Source organism: Lactococcus ileimucosae, assembly GCF_943193185.1.
Classification (GTDB): Bacteria; Bacillota; Bacilli; order Lactobacillales; family Streptococcaceae; genus Lactococcus; species Lactococcus ileimucosae.
In genome coordinates, this window is record NZ_CALPDE010000011.1 from 48004 (window position 1) to 70587 (window position 22584).

The window sequence follows — 22584 nt, forward strand, 5'->3', positions numbered from 1 at the left end:
TTACAGTCATTTTATCACACTAAGACATGAGCAAAAAAGGAAAGACAAGCTTCTTCCCCTTGCTTAAAAATCAGACTTCCTCGCTTTTTTCTTCAATGAACCAGATATCTTTCGCATACTGACGAATCGTACGATCTGATGAAAAGATACCTGATGTCGCGATATTCATCAAACTTGCTTGTGCCCACGCTCTTTGGTCGCGATAGAGGTTCTCAAGATCTTTTTGAGCACGCACGTAATCATTAAAATCACGCAGAAGGAAATACTCGTCATTGAATGCCGTGAGGGATTCAAATATTTCCGGACCTTCATTCGTAATGTTTGGAATAGTACCATCGATAAAGGCATTTAAAATGCGGTGAACGACTGGATTTTGCTCATAGATATCACGCGCATTATAATTGCCGTTCTTATAGTATTCGTAAACTTCATCTTTTGTGAGCCCAAAAATAAAGATATTTTCATCCCCACAAGCTTCTTTAATCTCAATATTTGCCCCGTCTAGCGTTGCCATAGTCAGAGCACCATTGAGCATGAACTTCATATTTGAAGTTCCAGAAGCCTCTTTGGAAGCCAGAGAAATCTGTTCGCCGACATCAGCTGCTGGGATAATTGCCTCTGCCAAACTCACATTATAATTTTCCATAAAGACCAGTTTCAAACGGTCCTTAACCTCTGCATCTTCATTAATCATCACAGCTATTTCATTAATAACTTTGATAATCGCTTTTGCATAATGGTAACCTGGTGCAGCTTTGGCTCCAAAAATAAAGACACGCGGTACCATTTCTAAGTCTGGCTGATCTTTAATATCGAAATAGAGTTTCAAGATATGTAAAACATTTAAAAGTTGACGTTTATAAGCATGGAGACGCTTAATCTGCACATCAAAAATAGCTTCCGGATTGACCTCAATACCGTTTTTTTCCTTTATCAAGGCTGCCAGATCTTTTTTATTTTCCAGCTTGACGGCTGCCAACTGCTTTAGAGTTTCTGTATCTTCACGAAAATCTTTCAAGGCCTCCAGCTTGACTAAATCATGGCGCCAGCTCTTACCGATTTTTTCATCAAGAAGTCTTGACAGGCGTGCGTTAGAAATTTGAAGCCAGCGGCGGTCTGCTATACCATTGGTCTTATTATTGAAACGTTCGGGATAGAGCTGGTAAAAATCATGCAGTTCTACATCTTTAAGAATGTCAGAATGCAGTTTAGCCACTCCATTTGTCGAGTGAGAACCGATAATCGCCAAGTTGGCCATATGAATTTGACCATCTTTAACAATACGGGTCTTATGGATAAGTTCGGCACCTACATGCGGAAGAAGCTCATCCGTGCGACGTTTATCAATCTCATTAATGATTTGATAAATTCGTGGCAAGAGCGTGTGTACCATCTCTTCTGGCCACTTTTCTAATGCTTCAGATAAAATCGTATGGTTCGTATAACTCATCACCTTAACTGTAATATCCCAAGCTTGCTCCCAAGAAAGACCATTCTCATCAAGCAGGAGACGCATAAACTCTGGAACACAAAGTGCTGGATGCGTATCGTTGATATGAACAGCGATATAATCAGCGATTTGGGCAATGGGAGCAATCTTGTTTGACTTATAATGACGGATAATCCGCTGAAGCCCAGCTGATACAAAAAAGTATTCTTGCTTAAGACGGAGCAAGCGTCCATCATAATTAGAATCATCAGGATAAAGTTCAGCTGATAGCATTGAAGTTTGGCGCATGTATTCCATATTTTGAAATTTCACATCCAAGTCTTGAGGAACTTCTGAACGCCAGAGACACATATTATTAACCCTTGTATTTTCAAAACCAACCATTGCTGTGTCATAAGGCACAGCCAAAACACGCTCTTGATTACGGTAACGCGGTATCAATCTTCCATCTTCTGTTTCTTCTAGCCAGGTTTCTCCACCAAAAGTGACCTCAATTGCCTTGTCTGCTCGCCGTACTTCCCAAGGATTAACATTGTTAAGCCATGAGTCCGGTAACTCTACTTGATAACCATCAATTATTTTTTGCTTAAAGAGTCCATAACGATAGCGGATACCGTTACCATTTACCGGCAAACCCGTTGATGCAGCAGAGTCCATAAAACAACTCGCTAACCGGCCTAATCCTCCATTACCTATAGCCATATCTGGCTCTATTTGGGCTACCTTTTCGAGGTCGATACCCAACTCTTGCAATCCTTCACGAACTGTTGAAAGAATTCCCAGATTAAGAAGATTGCTCTTCAGCATCTTACCTGGTAAAAACTCAATTGAGAAATAATAAGTTTGCTTTTTCTGACTCCTATCTTTATATTGATTATCTCCTTGCCAAATTTGTGTGTAATATTGTTTTACCACAGAAGACAGTGCTGCAAAAGTTTCTGTTATTCCAGCTTTAGCAACATCTGTCGCAAACTCTGATGTGAGGCTTTGTTCAAAGTCTCTTCTAAATTGCGTTTTTGAAAGTTTCAATATATCTTACTCCAATTTTATTTTCTATTCCTGAATTTGTTCAAGAAAGGGATACTATGTTTTATCTGCTTTTGTTAAAACATCTCTCTGTAAAGCTGGATATACTGATCCGCCTTTGTCTCCCAAGAGAAGTCTTCTTCCATCGCTCTAAGTCTAAGCTTCTGAAGAACTTCCTTCTGGTTTTCATACACATCCAGTGCCTGATTAATCGTATTTATCAAAATCTGTCCAGTAAAGTCAACGAAGCCAAATCCTGTACCCTCATTTGTTTGAGGATTATAGGGTTTAACAGTATCTCTTAAGCCACCAATTTCATGAACGATAGGTAGTGTACCATAGCGCATCGCAATCATTTGTGAAAGGCCGCAAGGCTCAAAAGCAGAGGGCATCAAAAAGAAATCACTTGCTGCATATATTTCCTGTGCAAGTTTCACGTCAAAACTAATAATTGCAGCACATTTTTCCGGGTATTTTTCTGAAAAATATTTAAAGCCATTTTCAATATCATCATAACCTGTTCCTAAAAGAACGATTTGAACATCTTTGCTCAAGATTTCATCCATGCGTTCCAAAACAAGATGAAACCCTTTTTGGGTTGTCAAGCGACTCACTATGCCAAGCAACGGTTTGTCAGCATCTCCTGGAAGCCCCACCCGTTCTTGTAACAGCCTCTTCATCTTCTTTTTTCCTGATAAGTCAGAAGGAGAAAAGTGGTGCTCAATCATCCTGTCATTTTGGGGATTATAGACATCATAATCAATACCGTTCACAATACCGACAAGTTTGTCCGAAACAAAACGTAAAACAGAGTCCAAACCACAGCCAAATTCAGGTGTTTGGATTTCCTGCGCATAGCTTGGTGATACAGTATTGACACAATCAGCATAAAGAATTCCTGTCTTTAAACTGTTCAGCATCTCATTGTGGCGCACTACACCTTCGAAATATCGCTCCATCCCCATACCAAAGAGTTCCGTTAATGCCGTTCCCTGCATAATCCCCTGAAATTCAATATTATGTATGGTCAGAACCGTTTTAATATCCTTATAAGCATCTATCCACTGAAATTTCTCTTTCAAGAGAAAGGGAATCATTGCAGTGTGACAATCATTAACGTGAAGGACATCGGGAATAAATTCAAGGCGTTCCATGAGCTGCACGATAGCTAGACTAAAAAAAGCCCAGCGTTCACCGTCATCTTCGTAACCATAAATTTCATCACGGCCAAAATAACTTTCATTATCTAAGAAATAGTATTTGACATTGTCTTGAACCAAGCTTTTCACGCCAACATATTCATGCCGCCATCCCACATTAACATAATCCCAAAACTCGTCTTTGATCTGTGCCTTATGGCTTTCTGCTATACCATGTTTATAGTAGGGCAAGATCACAGCAACCTGCATGTCCGAACCTTTCATAGCAAGTGCCTTGGGAAGAGCGCCAGTCACATCGCCCAATCCTCCTGTTTTGAAAAAGGGAGCACACTCACTTGATGCAAATAATACTTTCATATTTTCTCCTTATAGACATAAAGTTGTCGTCTACTTATCAACGACAACTTTTGTTATTTCTGAATGATATTCTCTGAGACAACTGTATATTTTGGAATAACAACGGGACGCTCAAGACTTCCTTCAATCCGTACATTATGTTCAATAATTACATGTTTATCTATAATTGCATATTTGACTTTAGCTCCTGCTCTAATCTCACTTTCTGTGAACACTATTGATTTTTCTACCACTGCATTCTTTTCAATTTTTGAACGCCGTGAAATTAAAGAGTCTGTAACACTTCCCTCAACAATACAGCCTGAGCTGAGTTGACTATTTGTTACGTTACTTTCTTTAGAAAAATAAGTGGGAACTTCATTGCTTACCTTTGTCCGGACAGGCTGACTTCCGTAGAGTAAAGCAGTAAAATTACTCGAATCCAACATTGACATATTGGCATCATAGTAAGATTTGATACTTCTAATGTTGCTCATATAACCTGTGTATTCATAAGTATTGATATCAAATTCCGATAAATATTTACGGAGCAAGCGTGAACTGGATGCATATTCACCTTCGTCTTGCATCCGTTGAAGAAAGCTAATCAACCACTCTGTATCTACAATAAACATATTTAAACTTAGTGCTTCTTTATCTTGAATGTCTGTGAGCTGTGCTAGAAAACTACTTGAAGCCTTATTGTTTTCGTCAAAGCGAATAATCGTATCGACCTCTTCAGCCATATCCGGTGTAACTTTTTTATAGATAGCCGTGATATGCTTATTTGAAGTTTTATGGATTTTCAAAACAGCAGTCAAGTCAACATTACATATAAATTTACTGTCTATCAGAACTGTATAAGCAGCCTTAGCCTTTCGCAAGAAGCTAATTTGTTGTTCAAAATAAGGAAGACCCTGCTCTTTAAGGCGTTGAAAATCTTGCTGAATATAAACAAAATAGCGATTTTTAAAACTGTCTAGTCCCCATTCGCTGCCTGAACCCATATGATCAAATATCGACTGTGTTTCACCTTGATTTGCTGTCATAAAAATAGAGCTGACGTGGGCATTTGCTAATGAGGAAAGCGGAAAATCAATCAAACGATATTTACAATCAAAAGGTAATGTCGCAATAGGACGTTGACTAATCAGAGGGGCCAAGCTTTCGTTGCGTGTGACGTTAGATAAAAGAGCACAAATTTTATTTTCAGTCTTCATTTTCTTCCCCTCTTACTTCTCTGTGACCAATTACAGCAATATCACCTGGCTTGCCAATAATCTCTACATTATCACCTATATAAGCTTTTTCACCAAGGATTGCATATTTTATAGTTACATTTTTTCCAATATGTGCGCCTGACATAACAAAGCTTTTTTCTATCTCAGTTCCTTCCTGAACATGGACATTCTGCGACAAAATAGAATCCGTTATCTGGGCATCAACATAGCTGCCATCACCAACCAAAGAACCTTTGACATTGGCCTTAGTCGTGAGAAATTGTGGCGCTGAAATATCGTTACGTGAATAAATACGCCATTCTTTATCTGTAATATTAAGTTCATTTTTTAAATCAAGAAATTCCATGCTTGACTCATGCAGGCTATCAATCGTTCCCACATCTTTCCAATAGCCCTTAAACCGATAAGCAAAAACATTTTCTCCTGAATCAATGTAGGCAGGAATCACATTGCCTCCAAAATCCTCCATGTCAACACCTTTTGCATAGCCTGTAACCAAGACTTCGCGTAGTCGCTTCCAATTAAAAATATAAATCCCCATTGAAGCCAGATTAGATTTTGGCTCAGAGGGTTTTTCTGCAAATTCAATGATACGGCCGTTATCATCCGTATTCATAATCCCAAAACGGCTGGCTTCTTCTAGAGGAACTTCCATCACAGAAACCGTTAAACTGGCTCCGTGTTCTTTATGGTTGTTCAGCATTGCTTCATAATCCATCTTATAGATGTGGTCACCGGATAAAATCAAAATATATTCAGGATCTTTTTTGTCAATATAAGCGATAAAGAAGTTCAAAGATTTTATTTATCTCTAAAAACTATATAAACAGGGATAAATAAAGGATTATACAGCATTCTTGAAACAGACCATAATCAATCAATTATTAACAACTCATCAAAAACTGGCCCACTTTTTGCCCACCAAAAAACCTCCCCAAAACAGGGGAGGCAAATTGAATTGTGTTCCCATTGTATCACAAAATCCCCACTGAAGTAGGAATTCACCTATAAGAACAGACATTCATTATAACATACTCTCACGTTCTTTGATAAGTTTCTTTAACTCCTCTAAGTCTTCTAATGTTGCATGTTTTGAAATAAAATTCTTAGAAGTTGATCGCTTTGCTAAATAATTGGTCCTTTCTTTATTTTTTTGTCGATATTTATCAATAGCTTTTTTCTGCGCATCAGTATATTTTTCTGCCACCTAGTTCTCCTATTTTATAATTAAATTCAAAATATAAGCTAACCCAACAAGTCCCCCTTTCCTTAATTTTGTATATATTATAATATATATTAATCGAAATGTCAAGAATAAAGTGCAAAAAAATGCGCTTTATTATAACAAAAAACCACGCTGGCAAGGCGTGGTACTATTTGATTAAACGAAGAATAGGTTCATTTGTTCTAGTTTGCTCTTCAATTATTACTATAGGTCCAATAATCTTCTTCGTTTCGTCAATTGGTAAATTAAGTCTCCTATTTAATTCATTCTTTGACATAATATTGTGTTCAACAATTATATTATATACCTTGCTAAGAAGCTCAGGTTCCTCAATAGAAATTACCTCATCCAACGGTTCAACTTTCCGCCATTTATTTCGCGATATTTTCTTATTGAGATAAAAATATTGATCCTCATTAATCAATTGCATTGAAAAAGCTTTGTAAATCATTGAAGCAATGGAAACTTTCCAATATTTCTTTAACTCTATATAGTATTCCATTGATGTAGAAAGCAAAGTTTCAGAAAAAGCTTCATCAGGTAACAAAAAATGACTCGCAAAAGAATGAGCTTGCTTTTCAATTAAATTCTTTAGATCTTTTGAAGAGTAGTCATGGATACTTTCTATTGTATTATGAAGAATAATATGTCCTAGTTCATGTGCAACATTAAATCGCCGTCTAACAGATGATTCATTATTACTAGTCAACATAATAAAAGGTCTGTCTTTAATCCATCTTGATACAGCATCAAGCCTATCATCTTCCATATTTGCCTCTGCAATTAAAACTCCTTTACTTTCAGCAATATTCACTAAATTCCCAATCGGTGAAACTTCATCAATTTCCCAAAGCTTCCGTAGTTCTCTAGCTTTTTGAATAATATCTTCTTCTGTTATTTCATAAATATCCTTTTCCAGTAATGATGGTAAAATTACTGGAGGAAAATTTACATATTGAGCTAAAACTTCATAAACATTACTAAAATATTTCAATCGTTCACCCTGCATATCCCTAACTTTTTTTGTTGCAGCGCTCTGGCTTCTAAAATACGTTGCTCCTGAATACAAAGGCGACATATCTTGCATAAAAAAATTATGTGGAAATTGAAGAATTGAGATTAATTTTAATAAGCTTTCTGCTTTAGGGGTAGTTTTTCCTGATTCATAATTAGAAATCATTTGTCGAGAAATATCAGCTTTCTCGGCGAGTTCTTTCATTGTAAGTCCTCTCGCAAGACGAGCTGATGTTAATTGTTTTGGATTAAATGCTTTCTTCCTCTCTTGCATCATCCACTCCTCTCTCAATTAGTTGTTTCGCTTCAGATGTAAATGTTAGTTCAAGCTCTCTTTTTACATCACTTTGATTTTTCAAAAGAACAGGGGACCGAGTAATATCAACTTGATCAATCCATCCTTTTACATCTAGATCTGGCAACCCTAATCTTACAAAATCAAGTTTATAGTCCTGCCCTCCATAAGTTAAAACCAGAAATGGAGGATTATTTTCGTCATATTTTTGATTCAAATCATCAGAATTACCAAATAAACTATACTGCTTATTTATTATACTTCCTTTACTTCTAAAAATAGCTTTAGGAGGTACTGCAATGGCTTTTTTTACTTTAGCAGGTGTTAATATTGCTCCCTGAGTTTCAATCATTAAATAAGTATAACCATTACGATAACGACTGGCTGTTTTATCAGCAATTTCATGCGGAATTTCAGAGCTAGCAAGCACCTGTTTCAAAGCTACATCAATAAAACCATTCCGTATATGTCCATATGTTTTTTTCATTTCAGGTCTTTGAAAAATTCTGTCATTTTCTTTTAATTTTTCTAAATATTGATAAGCTTCTCTCACACCCAGAGAAAGAACTCCTTGTAATCTTGAATCACAGTTATTTTTAATATGATCTTCTAAAATTCCCATAAAATTCCTCACCTTCTATTAACAAAATACATTCAATGTTAACAGTTTACCCTTTTTAAAAAAAAATGTCAACCAGACGAGATTAAAAAAGACCCGATCATTCGATCGAGCCGCTAGGAGTTTATTTGTGAAAAAAGTATCGTATGAATGTATTATAGTTGTATACCCTTAAATGTAACAAAAATTCTTGTTCTTCAGGACTAAATTTTTTGTTTATATAACTTATCTAATTTGTCCCCCTTTTAATAAAGGATGACAAATTACTTATAGCTCGCCCTCTGTCAATATCTTCAAAAGTGGTCACAAATACTTAAAAATCTTCTTTCGTTATTTGAAATTCCCTTGTTCCTGTACCTCTTTTTAAATCAATGAAAACTTTTTGAAAGGGTTTTAAAACAGTATCAAGATCTTTTACTCTAGCTTTCCCCCAATCGTTTAGCTCTTTATCCGTCTTAGACTCCCCATAGAAATCTATTTCATCAATTTCCTTCTTCATATCATTAAGCTTACTGGCCATAGTATTTATCATTTCACAAACGTCTGATTTTTGTTCATAGTTAGTTAAATGTACAATCAAAGTATTGCTTAATTGAGTGAATTTTTCCGACAAATTCCTTTGGGCATCCCAAAGTGTTTTAGAAACATTTTTAGTATCCTCAATTCCCCTTTTGACCTGTTCTTTATCGCACTTATATGTATCTTTAAATGTTTCAAGTTGACTTACTATGTGTATATTTGTATACAGACGAGATAAATACTCAGCTTGCCTATCTACATTAGAAATGATTTCACTAGAAATCTCTATTAACAAATTAGTTTCTTCTATTCTATTTTGTAGTTCAAATGTATCCCTTTGATATTTGCTCTGTTTTTTCAAATCTCTTCTTTGTAATCCTAATGCTACTAAAGCAACAATTGTAGAAACAATAGCAGGAACTGTTCCCCAATATTCACTCATAGTACTTCCTCCTTTAAAAATTATAACAAAAAATACCCCAGCTAAAAAGCTGGGGTAAAATCACTTTCTCACTGCTCCAAAGGAGAGGATGTCATCTTCTGTAAACACGCCTAACTCGTAGTAACACCGAATCAAAGTAGGCTGATTACGTTTAGAAGGGCCACTCGAGTCATTTGGATTGTATTGCGCCTTGCTAAAATCAAAAAGGGAAGAGTCATTCACGGGATTAGTAACCTCCGCGCTCCCCCAAAATCGGGCTACAATATTCGCTGTACTCCAACTCGAAATAGGAACACTACCGTTTGCTGTTCGCATTAAACTTAATATGACACGATATTCTGAGAGCTTGTCAATAGTCAGTGGAGAACTTTCTGAGTAGATATAAGCTCTCTGGTCCACATTTCCAAGAGTTAAGCTAGAACCGTTATCGAAACGGAACTGCCAAGGTGTCGCAGAGCGATCTAAGAACCAGCCTGTTGGCCCATAACGCTTAGAAGAACCACCAGGATCACCTTTCAAGCTCTCCAACCACTCTTGTTCTGTGCCACTAAACCCATGCTCTACCGTAAGCTGATAAGCGGACTTTCCATCTCGACCGGGTAAGCCACGAGGTCCTGTTTCTCCTCGTGGACCAGGCATCAGTTGGATGTTTTCCAGACGGTCAGAAAGCGCCTTGATTTCGTTTCCAAGTGCCGTGTCGTCATAGGTGACTAATTGTTCAACTTTATCCTTTAACGCGCTAATTTCGCCAAGGATTGAGCTGATTTGAGCTTTTAGTGGCTTATCGTCATACGCTTCGATATTGAGCTTTTTGGCCAGTTCATCAAGGTCAATCTGACCCACTTGGTAATCTTCCAGATACTTCTTGATATATTCTTTAATACTAAGAAGCTTTTCAACTTCTTCACTCACGTAGTCGCCTATGTTCTCTGTAACGGTTAGTACAGGAGAATTCTTCGACGGAAAAACATAGCCTGCATGTTCAACCTCTACAATGTATAAGCCAACAGGCAAGGGCTTATCTAGGCTAAACCCAATGACATTTTCGGTTACCTCCACGTCATATGTCGCCTTGGCATTTTTTTCATTAATCAACTCCAAAACTGCTGGACCGCTCAGACTTCTATTATCCTCAGTTTTCAGCTTTAACTTAAAGACTGAAGAACTATCCCCTTGCTTGATGATTGATCCGCTCAACCATTTTAATTTGGTTTTCTCCATATTGCCTCCGGTTGACATACTATGCTTTACAAAATTTTACTTTCTGGAAATTCTTTAAACAACTCACTGGAATACATCTTGTCCACTCGCAAATTGAGCTGTCCAAACTTGTTTCTGTAGTTATCCAACATACGTGGAGTACGCACGTAACGGCAGCTTACACCATTTGACACATACCATTTTCCTTTATGAGGTCCTTTAGTGTCTACAATTTGAATTAAATACATTTCGATTTCTCCTTTTTGATGTGATGAATTATGAATTTGAGGGGATGAGCCAGGAACACTTTCCTTTTGAGTTTCTTCTTTAGCCACTGCCACAACTTGTTTGCCGTCCACAGCCTCAGACCAGCCCAGATAGCGCATTTGCCATCCCATATAGTTATACATCTCTGCACCACTTGAATAGGGCACAGAACGGTTGCCGCAGCCAAATTCGCTGTCATAAATTTGTGTGGTTACTCCGTCTGAATAGAACCATGCCACATGCCCATAACCTGCCCATGGACCGTTCAAAATTTCATAATAAACGGCTACCCAAACATGAAGCGGTGGTTCTTCATGGAGATGAGCTACTTTCATATCTTTTGCATGTTGCCAAGAAACTTGCGCCGTAGGTTGGCGATTAGGAGGATTAATCCCGTCATCCACATAGGCTAAACAACCACCACTGTAGCCTGGTACATTGACATCAGGTATTACTTTTTGTTTCCACATTGTTTGTTTCCTCCTTCAAAGGGGGTAAGCCATACTGCTTGCGTTCTTCTGCCGTCATAGGTCGCATGCCTAGGGGTTGCTCTACTTTTTCAACTTTTTCTTCACGCATTGTCTTCTCCTTCTTTTTTGCCATATTGATAAGAGCTATATCCTGTAATTGCCCCTAAAAAGACAGTAAATGCATTGATTGTAATGACTGCTAAATCCGTGCCTTCCCATCCGTAAGCATTTCCCAACACGCCTACAAAAGCACTAAAAGCTGGCAATACAGTAAGCACAATCCACTTCACTCTGTCATAAACTTTATTACTAACATTCATTTCATTTTCCTCCTAAAAAAATAATTTAAGTGCCGCAGCGACAATGAGACCTACAGTACTACCAATACCAAATATAGCTTTCCACAGATTCTGCTTGTCTAGCATTTTCATCTCATAATCTCTGATATCTGCCTGATGATTACGATTTAAAATAGCCTGCAAAATTTCTGTGTTCTGCTCGGACTGTCTGGTATTTTGTTCACGCAAGAAACGATTAGACTCATCCACACGAGTTAAGCTTTCATCCATGTTCTTACGCATTTCCGATGTGAACTCGCTGAGATGGGCCAACTCTTTGTCATGTTGCTTCAGCTTGTCATCGTGCTGCATCACTATTTTCTCTAGTTCCACCTCTTAGACTCTCCCTTCTTCATCTAGTTAGCAGCAGGGTAGGACGTGGACCAGCCTGAATAAGTGCCACTGCTCCCCGGATTAGGAGTAAGTTTTACTTCTCCGTTAGCTTCAATAGCCCAAGCGTTCTCACCATTGCCGCCCTGTGCGTTGCCACCAATTTGCCAGGACTCTCTCGGTCTAAAGCCTTCGGGTAATTTTGCCACAACTTTTGTTTGGCCAGTAGTTGTGGGACCCCAGTTCCCCGAACCAGAAACAAAGACAATCCCGTTGCGTCGTTCATAGGTCACGCGCCCTGAAGGTGCGCCATTTCCGCTTATACTTTCTGGCTCCGTATCATCCATACTTTTAATTTGTTTGAAAGTTGTCACTTCTGTAAATGTCTTTTTGCCAGAAATGGTTTCTTCTCCTGTATTACGGACTGTTGATTCATCAAGTTCGTTAAAGTTAGAATTAATAGCACTTGCTCCATTCGCCATTCCTTCATATATTCTCTCCATTTAGTTTAACCACCCTTCTTTTTTTAATTGTGCTAAAACTTCTGGATACCATAAACTAGGAACTTCCTCTAGTTTTAGCTTCCCTTTTTTTATGTATATGATATATAAGCCCACCATGGTTATTTCTCCTTTTCTAATTGACTTACCTTTGAAGCTAACTCAAATATAGCAAGGTTAGCCTGCTCAAATTCCTGTGGAGAAACTACTTCCACAGTTTCCCATTTATTTTCAACCCAATCAAATCCTGTGATAAGCTTTCCTTCTTCTTCTGGTGGCTTGACTTCTGTAAAAGGACGAACGATAACTTCATCATCTGGTGCTTCCCACTCTGTAAAATTCTTTCCTGATACTTTATATACTTTTTTTGACATGTTAATTTCCTTCAACCCTTTCTTCCAACTGTGCGATTCTCTGTACAAGGCTATTATGTGTAGGAGTAGCTTTATTTTTGCTTACAAGGACTTGTTCCTTATCTACAGCCTCTCCGACAGGCTCTCCTCCAGAAATATGAACCATTAAACTCCTTACCCCATCAAAAAGTAAGTACTCATCATTTGTAGGCCTGTGATTAAATTGAAAATTTTCATAATCTAAAGCAACTTGAATGACAAGTTCATCATTAGCCCATGAAATAATCCTGTGCTCCACAATCCTTGGTGGAGTTCCTCCGAACTTCCCTGCCGGTTCTTCTCCAAGAGGAACACGTCCTATACCATATTCCCACGTATCAATATATATGGAAGGTAAAGCATTCATTGTTCGTTTAATACTAATTTTTATCCCTTGTGGAACAAAACCGACAATAAGTTGTTCGATATTTTCCAGCCTTTCATCAAGGAGTGCAAAATTTCCGAAATAGTCACTGTTTCTGGCAGTAATAACTTCACTGTCTGTTGTCGCATTAGAAATTACATTTTTAAAATCATTTTCAACCTTAGTTTGTCTTTTTTCTACATCTTCTTGTCGTGTTCGATATTGTTCTATCCATTTTTTTAAATTCAATACCCAATAACCACACCAGCGCATGAATAAATAAATGATTTTACGAACTGCCTTCGAACTTGCCTTGGTCCACATTCCCTCAGACAACTCTAGAATATACCCATCTTTTGCGCCCTTCTCTACATACTCAGGTTCCTCAATATTGAAATCTTCGAAATCTGACAAATAATCTCCATCATTTATTTCTGTTCCAGAAGCTATTGATGATGGATCGCTTCTCAGTGGAACATAATTTTCTGATGCTTCATCATACTTGGACATATATCTCCCCTCTTACTTTTTATTTTCTAAAGCCACTATCCTTTTTTCTTGTTCAGAAATCTGCTTGGCTTGTTCAGATAGCTTTTGATTCTGCTCAAAAATAAGTCTTCCTTGATTGGTTTGTAAGCTAATAATTTCTTCTTGCTTCTCTTTGTTTGCTGACTCCTGCCTTGAGATTTCTGCTTCTAATTCCCGTAACATTTTTTCTTGTTCTGGAACTCTGTCCACTATCTCACGCAAGGAACGAGCTTCTTCTCTTAATTCTTCTAAACTTTTACGTGAATTATCAATATTCTGCTTAACACTATCTAATTCATCGGAAAAGCCTCTGAATTGTAATTGAAAGGCTGATAAAGTCTGCTTACTTGAACCCAAGACTAGGTCAACTTTTTGTGGTTGATTAATATCAATAGTTTTTTCCACAACTTGTTGAAAGGTAACTTTAGAAATAAATTTATTATCAATCGGATAAAAGTTTCCTAATTCATAAGGTTTATAGCGCTTATCCAACAAATCCAAGTTAACCGTTGTAACTCCCCAAGTAATCAATGCAACACGCTGATCCCTAAGATATTGTTCACCTTTTACCTTTAAAAAATTAGGCTGCTTCGTATCCGACCAACTTACAGATTTTTCGATAATCCCAAATTCTTCAATAAGCTTAGTATCATCAAGATAATCTCTTCCTCCGTTCACAGAAGCAATCGTATATCGCTCTCTCGCAAGAATAGAATTATCAGTTTCTTTTGTTTCAAGTTCCGCGCCAACAGGAACCAAACGAGTAATCAGTTCGTCTGAATCTATTGACTTAGCAACTTCAATCATGTTTCGAGCTATTTTTATAGGTTGATTAATCTTCTCTCCATAACTTGCAAGATAATCCAAAGTCATTTCCCCATTCTGATTTCTTAAAATAAGATAGCCCCCTAATCTGTCAATAAGTTTATCCTTGATAGTGTTGAATGTATCCTCATAACCTATACCTCGGTAAACATTTCCATTATTGCTATTAACGGTGACATTCCCCAATTTAAAACACTTATGAGGCTGTACGCTTTGATTGTGTCTATCTATGATAGTCTGTAAATAGCCTCTTAAATTACTTACAGATACGTCTTTAAAACGTTGGGAACTATCGTGTAAATAATCTAAAAAGCCTACACATTGAACAACCTGTGTGAAATTCCCTGAATTATCCATTTTTAAGCTTTCAATTTTCCGAACACGTCCCTCAAATTCTTTTTTATTGGTTCTCGTATTTACAACTTTAATTAAACTTATGAGGGGCTTTAATTTGCCATAACAAGGATTTGACAAAGAAGCAGTAAAAGAGAAGACAGGGGTACTCCCAAGGCTCTGCTTAATAACTCCTCTTATCAGTTTATAAGCTGCCTCAGACGAATCATGAATGACACGCCCTTTAACATCCTTATAATCTTCATACCAGATAACTCTATACATTACATCATCACCTCACCAAGTAATCTAAAGCTAAATGTTCCATGACCCATTAATTCTAAATCATTAACGCCTTTTAGAAGTTGAAAATCAAAAAATTCATTTCGCCCCTTAACAAGCGGAAAAATTTGATCTAAATACCTAATTGAACCTGTACTACCGCTAAAATTTATTATCGGACTAATTGCTTTGTCATAACCGTTCCATATATGAATTGATTCTTTATACCCAACATTAAACGATAGCTTTTGTTCATACTTATCGGGATACCACAACTCATCCCATAAGTCTTGTTTGATATCGCTATCAATAATAAAGAAAGGTCTTGCTACAAAACTTATTGAAATGATGAGTTCGTTCCGTTCATGAACATCATCAACATGTACACTTTCACATTTGGCATACCAATAACCCGATTTATCATGACTGTCCTTCAATTTAGAAAAATCTGACATCATCAATTCACGCTTAATGGTATTTTCCAAACTTTTTCTCTTCTCATATGATGGTACAACTGCAACAAATTTATAATCTATCTTTCGCATTTCAAAGAAACGCTCACCAAAGATTGAAGAGAAATCACTCTCTCCATTTGTATAGGGAATAGAAACTGTGACAGACTTCTCTTTTGGGGTTGGAGCAGCGCGATCTGTAAGATATAGACCGTGGGCTTTACTATCAAAATCTGCAAACTGTATTTTTTCTTTAATTTCTAAAATGACAACCGCCCCCTATCTTGATAATTTTCAAAGCCTAATTTATCTATGGTATCTGGATGACCTCCCACAATAGCTGCGCCATCAAGAATTAATTTCTCCCTTGTAGCTTCAATTAAATCATCCAATTTTGCATTAATCGCAGTTTTATCGCTCCTAATTTCTCCAGAAAATCCCAAATCAACAGTAAAACCTTGCACAGCGACATCGCTAGTTTTTTGTATCAAATTACGCATAGCATTAACAGCTACTTTGGTTTTATCTTCGATACCACTTGCAACGCCCAAGGCTAGAAATGAACCTACTTCACGTTTAAACAGTTGTGAAGGCGACTTAATCTCAGCTTTTTTCCTTGCTTCTGCATTAACCCTATCTACTAATGACTGCATCGCAGCTACTGCAGAGCCTGCGTTAGCATTAATACCACTCGCAACACCTAAAGCCATGTTACGGCCAATAGAATCAAAGCCAGATACTGAACTAACACCATTTTTGGCAGAATTAGCCAAAGACGTTCCTGCATTTTTTGCACTTCCTCTTCGATACTCCACTCCGTGAACATAGTTCATACTTGAATCACGTCCAGCATTTGTGAAGTCTGGTGCTTTACTTTTAAGACCCTCTACTCCAGAATTACCAAGTGATGAACCTGCATTTTTTGCGCCACCTTTTCCGTTTTCCACAGCCTTATTATGAGCCTCTGCAGCATTTTTACCATCTTGGGCTGTCTTTTGAGCCGTTTTACCCGTCTCACTAGTGACACCTTCTCTAAGTTGTGCCCCAGCTGTTTTAGTATCGCCTGCCTTTAGAGCATTAATAAAGTTCTGACGACCTTTTTCCCCGTTAACAAACATTCCAGGAGGCAAGCTGCCCAATCCGTTTTGCACTTCTGCCGTAATACTTGCACCTACTGCTTTAACATCTCCAGATTTCAAAGCATTTACAAGATTATTTGCACCTTCTACTCCTTTTTCTTGGAGCATGGCAGCCATGATCGTCATCTGTTCAGAAATGCTTGCACCATTATTTCTGTAACTTTCAAGGATTCCCAAAAGATTTTGGTCTGTCAGGTTTTTCTCATTCGCCAGTGCTTCCGCAAGTTGCTCTACCGTTGTTTGATTTTGTGCTGCTTTTAATGCCAACCAATTCTCGCCAAAAGCTGTTTGAAATTCAGTCAAGGCTTTATTTTTATTTTCCAAATTAGTAATTTCTTGTTGGAAAGCCGCTTTTTCCATCTCATCAACACTTGTTGCTTGAGCTTGCTTCAGATTTTTAATCTCTTGATTGTTGGTATTAAGTAGCTCAACTTGTTGTGCATTAGCCTCTCTAAGATTTTCCAAAGCTGTGTTAGCTTCCTCTTTACTAATAGAGTCTCCCAATGCAATACGCTCTTTAAGCTTATCGACATAGGTCTGATTGGTTGCGCTAAGTTCTTCAATAACTGCGTTACGGGCGTTTACAAGTTGTGACCTTTGTGCTTGATTCATTTGTTGCCCGCTTTTGTCCATATTACTTGCAAGCATTTGACCGTACTCATTATTTACAGCCAATAAATCAGAGCGACTCTTTTGGAAATCGGACATTAAAGCAGCGTTAGCTTTCTGCATGATACTCTGACGTTCATTCTCACTCTTATTTTCTGCGGAATTTATTGCTTCGTTGTACTTCTCAATAGCATTTTGACGTTGTTTTCCGCCTTCTTCAATGAGTTTTAAACTCTCCTCATTGAATTTTTGCATGACTTCATTATCACTAAATGCTTCCTGCATTTTTTGGACACTGTCTTGTGTCACTTGATTAAGTTTAGAAAATGTACCGCTTAATTGATTCGCACTTTCCTTGGTACTATCCATAGCTTGCGACAGCCGTTTTTGTGATTCAGAAGCACTCTCTGTCTCTTTTCCTAACTCACTTGTCGCAGAAATAGTTCCTCGAATAGCAGAATTATCCCAAACACTCGTATAGTTGTCTTTAACTTTTTTAAGGCTTTGACTTGCTTGACTGAAAGCCTCATCAGCACCTTTATCATCGCCTTTTATTTTCTTCCAGACTCCTTCGATACTTTTTGCGACTGCACTACCAATATCCAAAATACTCTTGAATGTAGCAATTAATGTTTGTGCTGCATCAACGACAGCTGCTATAGCAAAAACAACCGTTCCGATAAGTACTGCACCAATAGTTTTAAATGCATCTCCAGCACTGGACAATACAGGTTTCAAACTAGCCAAAGAATTTTTAATAGAATCAAACGCAGGTTTCATACCTGCGAAAGCTTTTCTCGTGAACCCTTGAATATTTCCGAAATTAGAAGTCCAAGCGACAGCCATTGCGGCTACTGCAGCGACAACAATTGTAAAGATACCCGCAGTTGATAATAGAACACTTCCTATTGATTTTAAAGAGCCAAGACCACTAACGGCCATTGTTTTAAATCCAGATGATACTTTGATTCCCAGACCATTTAATACTGTACCAGTCCCCCCTGCTGCGACACTTGTGGCTATAAGTCCTGAACTCAACGTCTGAAGCGAGACTATTGGATGACGTATTGCCATCCCTAACGTTTTAAATCCATTAGACAATTTACTGATAGCTGGGAAGGCATTATCCGCTCCTAGACTTATTCCTCTAAAGAAATGCAAAAATTGATTGCTTTTTTCTCCTAGTAGCTTTGTTTCAAAGATTTTATTGAATCCATCAGAAAACAACATAGCTCTAATCTTCAAACTTTCCGTTCCCGATTCTATTGCTGCTATAATTGGAGCAATGAACTTAGCTGTAAACTTCCCTCCGATAGAATTACTTCCTATGAGTAGTTTTTCAATTCCTTTTGAAGCTTGCTCCCCAAACTGAATAAAGGGAAGAGCCAGACTACTAATAAATTGCAGACCTTTATAAGCAAGTGCTAATTTACCGACTTGTGGAATCAGTATAGCTATTTGTCGACTATGATCTTGTATCCATGAAGAAGCTTGCTTGATTTTATCCGCAACTAGCTTCACGACATCTCCAAAATTCTGCACAGATTCCGTACTTCCAAAGCCACCATACATGTCGTCTAAAGCCCTTAGGACACTTTTAGTCGCATTGACTACACTTGTACCAACTCCAGAAAACTCTGTTTTAAAAATTTGGACATAAGGCGCTATAGTATCTCCAAGTTGTTGGAGTTTGTTCCCCATCTTAGTAAGGTTATTTTCAAAAATGCTACCTATCGCTGTAATGTGTTCCTTAATACTTGAACCAGTAAGTTTAATTGACAGTGTATCCAAACTATTGACGACTGAAAGCACCCCACGTGTAGTGGCAGCCTTCATGTTATCAATAGTTCCCTTCCAGCTATCCCCAGCTCTCTTTGATTCGCCCGCAATTGCTTTGAACTTATCTGTACCATTCGCAAAAGCTTCACTCATGGCATCCATGAATTGTTCTGATGAGATTTTTCCATCAGAAATAGCATTTTGTACCGCTTCTCCTGTCATTTTCCACTTATCTGCCAGAATCTGTGTGACAGGAATACCAGCTTCCATAGCGGACTTAAGATCGCCTAGGTTTGCTTTACCTTTGGAAGCCATTTGATTAAGTTGGAGCATTACCTGATTATAGGTAGCAGTTGTACCATCACCATACGCTGAAATAGCGTCCATCCAGTCAATCGCATATCTACTTGATTTATCAATAGCTAACCCTGAATTGGCAAAAGATTGCATTGAAGTAGCTACGCCGTCCAATCCATAAGCCGTACCTTTGGTTGCTGCTTTTAATTTCTCTAATTCATTTTTAGCAATGGTCGAACTTCCTGTAATACGAGTCATATTACGATTGAAGTTATTCATTGTATCTGCACGACCTAGAGCACTTTGTAACTGCCCTGTTACTAAAGAAGCTGCTGCACTTGCCGCCTTATATATCCCTAAAGCACTGACTATACTTCGAATAGAACCCGTTGCAGAACGATTAGAATCACTAAATTTTGATAGAATATTCGAAGCTTTTGAGAAAGTTGACGTAAAATTTGAATCACGCGCCTTCAATACCGCTTCAACTGATTTTTGTGTTGCCATCATCCCTCCTCTCCAAATATTTCTTCAAAGAGTTGCTCGTTACGTTTCAACTCTTCTATTTTTGTTCTTTCTTCTTCTGGCACCTTTCCAAAAACAGCCATTCTAGCCCTTTTATAATCAAATATAGATTCAGGTGTTGAAAATTTATAATAAATCTCCCCGTTACGCTCTTCTTTGACGTTAGCTAATCTATGTACAAATGCAGCTTGAATTTGATTATCCTGAGTCTTCAAATCAATGAGTTCAATCGTCTTACGGCGAATATCTACCTCATCCATAGACATGCGGTTAATTTCTAACAAAGAAAAGCTCGGAAAATACTGCAAGAGTACAGCCCGAGCTTCATCATTTTCTTCTTTTAAGCGATTCCGTTTTCCTTTACGAGTTGTTCCACTTGTTTCATGACTTTCTTCGTAGCATTGCAAGCTTTCGCTGTAGACTTTAAAAAACCCACTAGCTTAGATAAACCTTTATCATCCAACTCGCTTTCTAGGTACGCATCAATATCTGCGGCTGTCAATTCCGGATAGGTATTTAAACATGCTTTAAGAAGCTTAGCGATACTCAAAAGATTTTCATCATAAATAGCTGTTGCAAGTAGGTAGCCTAATTCCTCGTTAAGTTCTTTTTCCCCTGTCATACGGTCAATTGCTTCTAAAAACTTCATGCCAAAAAAGAGGTTGTACTCTTTACCGTTGATTGTGATCATGTTTTATTCTCCTTTATTACTCTTATTAGAAGGTTGTGGTGCAGTTGATTCTTTTGGGATATACTCTGGGATACTCTCCTTTTCTACACCGTCTTTCAACGAAACATACTTCGTAATTTTAGCTACTGTTCCAGCATCGATTTCCTCTTCGCCTCGCTCGAATTTTCCGTTGGCTGTAAAAGTAGTTTTAACAGATACATTGGCATCAACACCAGCTGTTTTTTCCCAACCACTCAGATAACCTGAGGCATGTTTAGAATCAAATAAACCGTTCTGATTCTTTTCAGATAAGTCAATTTCCCAAACATCAATTTCTTTGTTGTTTTCTTCTGCATAATGCAACATCTTCACAAGTTCGCTTTTAGACTCCAAAAACTCCATTTCAACAGTATACGTTGAAGGAGAAGGAGCAACGATGTTACCATCTTTGGTAGCGACTGTATCGCTTTTTTGTTCCTCTTTAAGTGAATGAGAAACTTGCAAAGCAAGGCGCTTTCCCTCAACCTTGCCACGTTCTTCCACTAAACCAACATAGAGGACTTGTTTCAGTCCTTGTATTGCTTTTTCCATTTTTGTTTTTCTCCTTAATTTGAATTGCAGCTAAAGGTTAGTGCCGCATGCCATAATTGGTCTTTGGTGCTGTCGTCCATTAAAAGAATATTTTCATCCAATGTATTAACCCAATTAAAATTTTCCGTTTTTTGTAAATTATAAACCGTTGCCTCAATAAGTTTGACCAGCCTTTGTATGTAGGGCAATTCATCAGCCAAAGCATAAACATGGATAACTTGCGTTAAAGACACTGTCGGTCTATCCTTAGTGTAAATGCCAGAGGTTAGCTGTTCTCCTACAACAATGAAAGGATACTCTACCTCTTCTTGAGGCAGGTAAAAGTAGGTATCCACATTCAAAAGTGGCAAAACATGTAAAAGAGCATTTGTTATCTCTGCTTGAGGATTGAGTATTTCCATTATTTAAAAAGCCTTTCTAAATCTGATAAAAATGTTGAAGAAGCCGAATCAAATGCCTGTTTCAAATAGAACTTCCCAGGGATAAACCGTGTGCCGTATTCTTGATAAGCAGCATAGTCTGTATTATAAGAAACAGCTACACTCATACCATCATCCTCACTACTTAATTTTGCGGAACGTTTTAAAGTATAAGTGTCTACAGGTACTCTTGATTGAGACATTTTGAACATATCTGCACCATTTCTTCTAACAACTTCTTTTACATCCCTCAAATCTTCCCGTTCAGATATTGCCCTTTTAAGCTCACCTAAACCAGAGAGAGAAAATTCATAACTATCCATGGCCGCTTCCTTTTTGCTTAACGATATAAAAACTACTTGTTTTATCATAGTTTATTCGCTTCTCAATATTATATTTCAAGCCTTTGACTATGACGTAAGTAACAGGTTTGTCATATCTTATTATTGTCCTTAAAACCTTGGTTTCATCTTTCAAATTGCCAATAACAAGCTGTGATTTTTCAGCGCCCAATTCAGATAAGTTACTAAAAATTTTCGTTTTGACTGGTTCTACACTCTCTGAACCAATTTTTCCACTACTTTTATCAAATACAAAAGTTGCCAACGTATCATAACGCATCTAATACCCCCATACATTGCCACTACGAGACTTTTCTTTGTACTTAGATATAATATCTTGATAGGCTTTAAAATCATTGTCTTGATAAGAAATACTTTCTCCATCTTGACTATAACTTGTCATGCCTTCATTTTTTCTTCTGTTATACCGAATAATTGAAACTTCTGTAATAACAAAATCTAACTCATGAGGTATTTTGGGACTATCAATTAGTACAGAAAGTTGCGAAGTGACTAAGTCTTCTATTATTTCCAATAGTTCGTCTTGATCGTCATCCGATATTCCTAATAGCGTTTTTATTTGTTCAATAGCCACTTGCCTCTCTC

25 protein-coding genes and 1 pseudogene are annotated in these 22584 nt (G+C 37.6%); all 26 read right to left on the reverse strand.

The genetic code is table 11. The features are described from left to right. Window positions 1-70 precede the first annotated feature (70 nt). Window positions 71-2479: a glycogen/starch/alpha-glucan phosphorylase gene (locus NFR51_RS06165; RefSeq protein WP_251712861.1), complete on the reverse strand. Its 2409-nt coding sequence runs from the start codon at window positions 2477-2479 to the stop codon at window positions 71-73. Window positions 2480-2553: 74 nt separating this feature from the next. After that, the gene (glgA, locus tag NFR51_RS06170) at window positions 2554-3993 is read right to left on the reverse strand and encodes a glycogen synthase GlgA (RefSeq protein WP_251712862.1); all 1440 of its coding nucleotides are present in this window, start codon (window positions 3991-3993) and stop codon (window positions 2554-2556) included. Between the two features lie 53 nt (window positions 3994-4046). Then, the gene (glgD, locus tag NFR51_RS06175; protein ID WP_251712863.1) at window positions 4047-5192 is read right to left on the reverse strand and encodes a glucose-1-phosphate adenylyltransferase subunit GlgD; all 1146 of its coding nucleotides are present in this window, start codon (window positions 5190-5192) and stop codon (window positions 4047-4049) included. Further along, window positions 5182-5997 (reverse strand): annotated as a pseudogene (locus NFR51_RS06180) (sugar phosphate nucleotidyltransferase); the annotation flags it as partial. The gene glgD and the pseudogene NFR51_RS06180, both read right to left, overlap by 11 nt. Before the next feature lie 240 nt (window positions 5998-6237). Beyond that, window positions 6238-6420, reverse strand: coding sequence for a hypothetical protein (locus NFR51_RS06185; RefSeq protein WP_251712864.1), 183 nt, complete (start codon window positions 6418-6420; stop codon window positions 6238-6240). Between the two features lie 166 nt (window positions 6421-6586). Then, window positions 6587-7726 carry a helix-turn-helix domain-containing protein gene (locus NFR51_RS06190; RefSeq protein ID WP_251712893.1) on the reverse strand — a complete coding sequence of 380 codons (1140 nt, stop codon included), beginning with the start codon at window positions 7724-7726 and terminating at the stop codon, window positions 6587-6589. Then, window positions 7701-8369: a hypothetical protein gene (locus NFR51_RS06195; protein WP_251712865.1), complete on the reverse strand. Its 669-nt coding sequence runs from the start codon at window positions 8367-8369 to the stop codon at window positions 7701-7703. The genes NFR51_RS06190 and NFR51_RS06195 overlap by 26 nt, the downstream gene beginning before the upstream one ends. 310 nt (window positions 8370-8679) lie before the next feature. After that, window positions 8680-9327 (reverse strand): hypothetical protein, encoded by a 648-nt coding sequence (locus NFR51_RS06200; protein ID WP_251712866.1) that lies wholly within the window; start codon window positions 9325-9327, stop codon window positions 8680-8682. Window positions 9328-9387: 60 nt separating this feature from the next. Continuing rightward, the gene (locus NFR51_RS06205; protein WP_251712867.1) at window positions 9388-10548 is read right to left on the reverse strand and encodes a hypothetical protein; all 1161 of its coding nucleotides are present in this window, start codon (window positions 10546-10548) and stop codon (window positions 9388-9390) included. Between the two features lie 26 nt (window positions 10549-10574). Further along, on the reverse strand, window positions 10575-11264 hold the full coding sequence (locus NFR51_RS06210; protein WP_251712868.1) for a hypothetical protein: 690 nt from the start codon (window positions 11262-11264) through the stop codon (window positions 10575-10577). Beyond that, complete coding sequence (locus NFR51_RS10765; RefSeq protein WP_277613159.1) at window positions 11239-11373, reverse strand: hypothetical protein; 135 nt, start codon at window positions 11371-11373, stop codon at window positions 11239-11241. Before NFR51_RS10765 ends, NFR51_RS06210 begins: the two co-directional genes overlap by 26 nt. Further along, window positions 11366-11584, reverse strand: coding sequence for a phage holin (locus NFR51_RS06215; RefSeq protein ID WP_251712869.1), 219 nt, complete (start codon window positions 11582-11584; stop codon window positions 11366-11368). The genes NFR51_RS10765 and NFR51_RS06215 overlap by 8 nt, the downstream gene beginning before the upstream one ends. Before the next feature lie 12 nt (window positions 11585-11596). Next, window positions 11597-11935, reverse strand: a complete 339-nt coding sequence (locus tag NFR51_RS06220) for a hypothetical protein (RefSeq protein WP_251712870.1) — start codon at window positions 11933-11935, stop codon at window positions 11597-11599. 23 nt (window positions 11936-11958) lie between these two features. Next, a complete protein-coding gene (locus NFR51_RS06225) occupies window positions 11959-12435 on the reverse strand; it encodes a hypothetical protein (RefSeq protein ID WP_251712871.1) in 477 nt (158 codons plus the stop codon). A 119-nt stretch (window positions 12436-12554) separates the two neighbouring features. Then, window positions 12555-12806 carry a hypothetical protein gene (locus tag NFR51_RS06230; RefSeq protein WP_251712872.1) on the reverse strand — a complete coding sequence of 84 codons (252 nt, stop codon included), beginning with the start codon at window positions 12804-12806 and terminating at the stop codon, window positions 12555-12557. Between the two features lies 1 nt (window position 12807). Then, entirely contained in the window at window positions 12808-13698 is an 891-nt protein-coding gene (locus NFR51_RS06235) for a hypothetical protein (protein ID WP_251712873.1), read from the reverse strand. 12 nt (window positions 13699-13710) lie between these two features. After that, the gene (locus tag NFR51_RS06240; RefSeq protein ID WP_251712874.1) at window positions 13711-15159 is read right to left on the reverse strand and encodes a phage tail protein; all 1449 of its coding nucleotides are present in this window, start codon (window positions 15157-15159) and stop codon (window positions 13711-13713) included. Beyond that, on the reverse strand, window positions 15159-15701 hold the full coding sequence (locus NFR51_RS06245; protein WP_251712875.1) for a hypothetical protein: 543 nt from the start codon (window positions 15699-15701) through the stop codon (window positions 15159-15161). Before NFR51_RS06245 ends, NFR51_RS06240 begins: the two co-directional genes overlap by 1 nt. A gap of 167 nt (window positions 15702-15868) precedes the next feature. Further along, window positions 15869-19942, reverse strand: coding sequence for a tape measure protein (locus NFR51_RS06250; RefSeq protein WP_251712876.1), 4074 nt, complete (start codon window positions 19940-19942; stop codon window positions 15869-15871). Beyond that, entirely contained in the window at window positions 19939-20364 is a 426-nt protein-coding gene (locus NFR51_RS06255; protein ID WP_251712877.1) for a hypothetical protein, read from the reverse strand. Before NFR51_RS06255 ends, NFR51_RS06250 begins: the two co-directional genes overlap by 4 nt. Then, on the reverse strand, window positions 20298-20648 hold the full coding sequence (locus NFR51_RS06260; RefSeq protein ID WP_251712878.1) for a tail assembly chaperone: 351 nt from the start codon (window positions 20646-20648) through the stop codon (window positions 20298-20300). Before NFR51_RS06260 ends, NFR51_RS06255 begins: the two co-directional genes overlap by 67 nt. A 3-nt stretch (window positions 20649-20651) precedes the next feature. Next, window positions 20652-21218 carry a phage major tail protein, TP901-1 family gene (locus tag NFR51_RS06265; RefSeq protein WP_251712879.1) on the reverse strand — a complete coding sequence of 189 codons (567 nt, stop codon included), beginning with the start codon at window positions 21216-21218 and terminating at the stop codon, window positions 20652-20654. A gap of 14 nt (window positions 21219-21232) precedes the next feature. Next, window positions 21233-21619 carry a gp17 family tail completion protein gene (locus NFR51_RS06270; protein ID WP_251712880.1) on the reverse strand — a complete coding sequence of 129 codons (387 nt, stop codon included), beginning with the start codon at window positions 21617-21619 and terminating at the stop codon, window positions 21233-21235. Next, window positions 21619-21960: an HK97-gp10 family putative phage morphogenesis protein gene (locus tag NFR51_RS06275; protein WP_251712881.1), complete on the reverse strand. Its 342-nt coding sequence runs from the start codon at window positions 21958-21960 to the stop codon at window positions 21619-21621. The genes NFR51_RS06270 and NFR51_RS06275 overlap by 1 nt, the downstream gene beginning before the upstream one ends. Continuing rightward, window positions 21953-22258: a hypothetical protein gene (locus NFR51_RS06280; protein WP_251712882.1), complete on the reverse strand. Its 306-nt coding sequence runs from the start codon at window positions 22256-22258 to the stop codon at window positions 21953-21955. The genes NFR51_RS06275 and NFR51_RS06280 overlap by 8 nt, the downstream gene beginning before the upstream one ends. Next, window positions 22259-22573 (reverse strand): phage head-tail connector protein, encoded by a 315-nt coding sequence (locus NFR51_RS06285; RefSeq protein WP_251712883.1) that lies wholly within the window; start codon window positions 22571-22573, stop codon window positions 22259-22261. Between the last annotated feature and the right edge of the window lie 11 nt (window positions 22574-22584).

What these genes read in the sequence shown, in the direction of transcription:
- glgA (WP_251712862.1), bottom strand. Translation starts at nt 3,993, where the DNA reads ATGAAAGTATTATTTGCATCAAGTGAGTGTGCTCCCTTTTTCAAAACA.
- glgD (WP_251712863.1), bottom strand. Translation starts at nt 5,192, where the DNA reads ATGAAGACTGAAAATAAAATTTGTGCTCTTTTATCTAACGTCACACGC.
- NFR51_RS06190 (WP_251712893.1), bottom strand. Translation starts at nt 7,726, where the DNA reads ATGCAAGAGAGGAAGAAAGCATTTAATCCAAAACAATTAACATCAGCT.
- NFR51_RS06195 (WP_251712865.1), bottom strand. Translation starts at nt 8,369, where the DNA reads ATGGGAATTTTAGAAGATCATATTAAAAATAACTGTGATTCAAGATTA.
- NFR51_RS06200 (WP_251712866.1), bottom strand. Translation starts at nt 9,327, where the DNA reads ATGAGTGAATATTGGGGAACAGTTCCTGCTATTGTTTCTACAATTGTT.
- NFR51_RS06205 (WP_251712867.1), bottom strand. Translation starts at nt 10,548, where the DNA reads ATGGAGAAAACCAAATTAAAATGGTTGAGCGGATCAATCATCAAGCAA.
- NFR51_RS06210 (WP_251712868.1), bottom strand. Translation starts at nt 11,264, where the DNA reads ATGTGGAAACAAAAAGTAATACCTGATGTCAATGTACCAGGCTACAGT.
- NFR51_RS10765 (WP_277613159.1), bottom strand. Translation starts at nt 11,373, where the DNA reads ATGCGTGAAGAAAAAGTTGAAAAAGTAGAGCAACCCCTAGGCATGCGA.
- NFR51_RS06215 (WP_251712869.1), bottom strand. Translation starts at nt 11,584, where the DNA reads ATGAATGTTAGTAATAAAGTTTATGACAGAGTGAAGTGGATTGTGCTT.
- NFR51_RS06225 (WP_251712871.1), bottom strand. Translation starts at nt 12,435, where the DNA reads ATGGAGAGAATATATGAAGGAATGGCGAATGGAGCAAGTGCTATTAAT.
- NFR51_RS06230 (WP_251712872.1), bottom strand. Translation starts at nt 12,806, where the DNA reads ATGTCAAAAAAAGTATATAAAGTATCAGGAAAGAATTTTACAGAGTGG.
- NFR51_RS06235 (WP_251712873.1), bottom strand. Translation starts at nt 13,698, where the DNA reads ATGTCCAAGTATGATGAAGCATCAGAAAATTATGTTCCACTGAGAAGC.
- NFR51_RS06240 (WP_251712874.1), bottom strand. Translation starts at nt 15,159, where the DNA reads ATGTATAGAGTTATCTGGTATGAAGATTATAAGGATGTTAAAGGGCGT.
- NFR51_RS06245 (WP_251712875.1), bottom strand. Translation starts at nt 15,701, where the DNA reads ATGCGAAAGATAGATTATAAATTTGTTGCAGTTGTACCATCATATGAG.
- NFR51_RS06250 (WP_251712876.1), bottom strand. Translation starts at nt 19,942, where the DNA reads ATGATGGCAACACAAAAATCAGTTGAAGCGGTATTGAAGGCGCGTGAT.
- NFR51_RS06260 (WP_251712878.1), bottom strand. Translation starts at nt 20,648, where the DNA reads ATGATCACAATCAACGGTAAAGAGTACAACCTCTTTTTTGGCATGAAG.
- NFR51_RS06265 (WP_251712879.1), bottom strand. Translation starts at nt 21,218, where the DNA reads ATGGAAAAAGCAATACAAGGACTGAAACAAGTCCTCTATGTTGGTTTA.
- NFR51_RS06270 (WP_251712880.1), bottom strand. Translation starts at nt 21,619, where the DNA reads ATGGAAATACTCAATCCTCAAGCAGAGATAACAAATGCTCTTTTACAT.
- NFR51_RS06275 (WP_251712881.1), bottom strand. Translation starts at nt 21,960, where the DNA reads ATGGATAGTTATGAATTTTCTCTCTCTGGTTTAGGTGAGCTTAAAAGG.
- NFR51_RS06280 (WP_251712882.1), bottom strand. Translation starts at nt 22,258, where the DNA reads ATGCGTTATGATACGTTGGCAACTTTTGTATTTGATAAAAGTAGTGGA.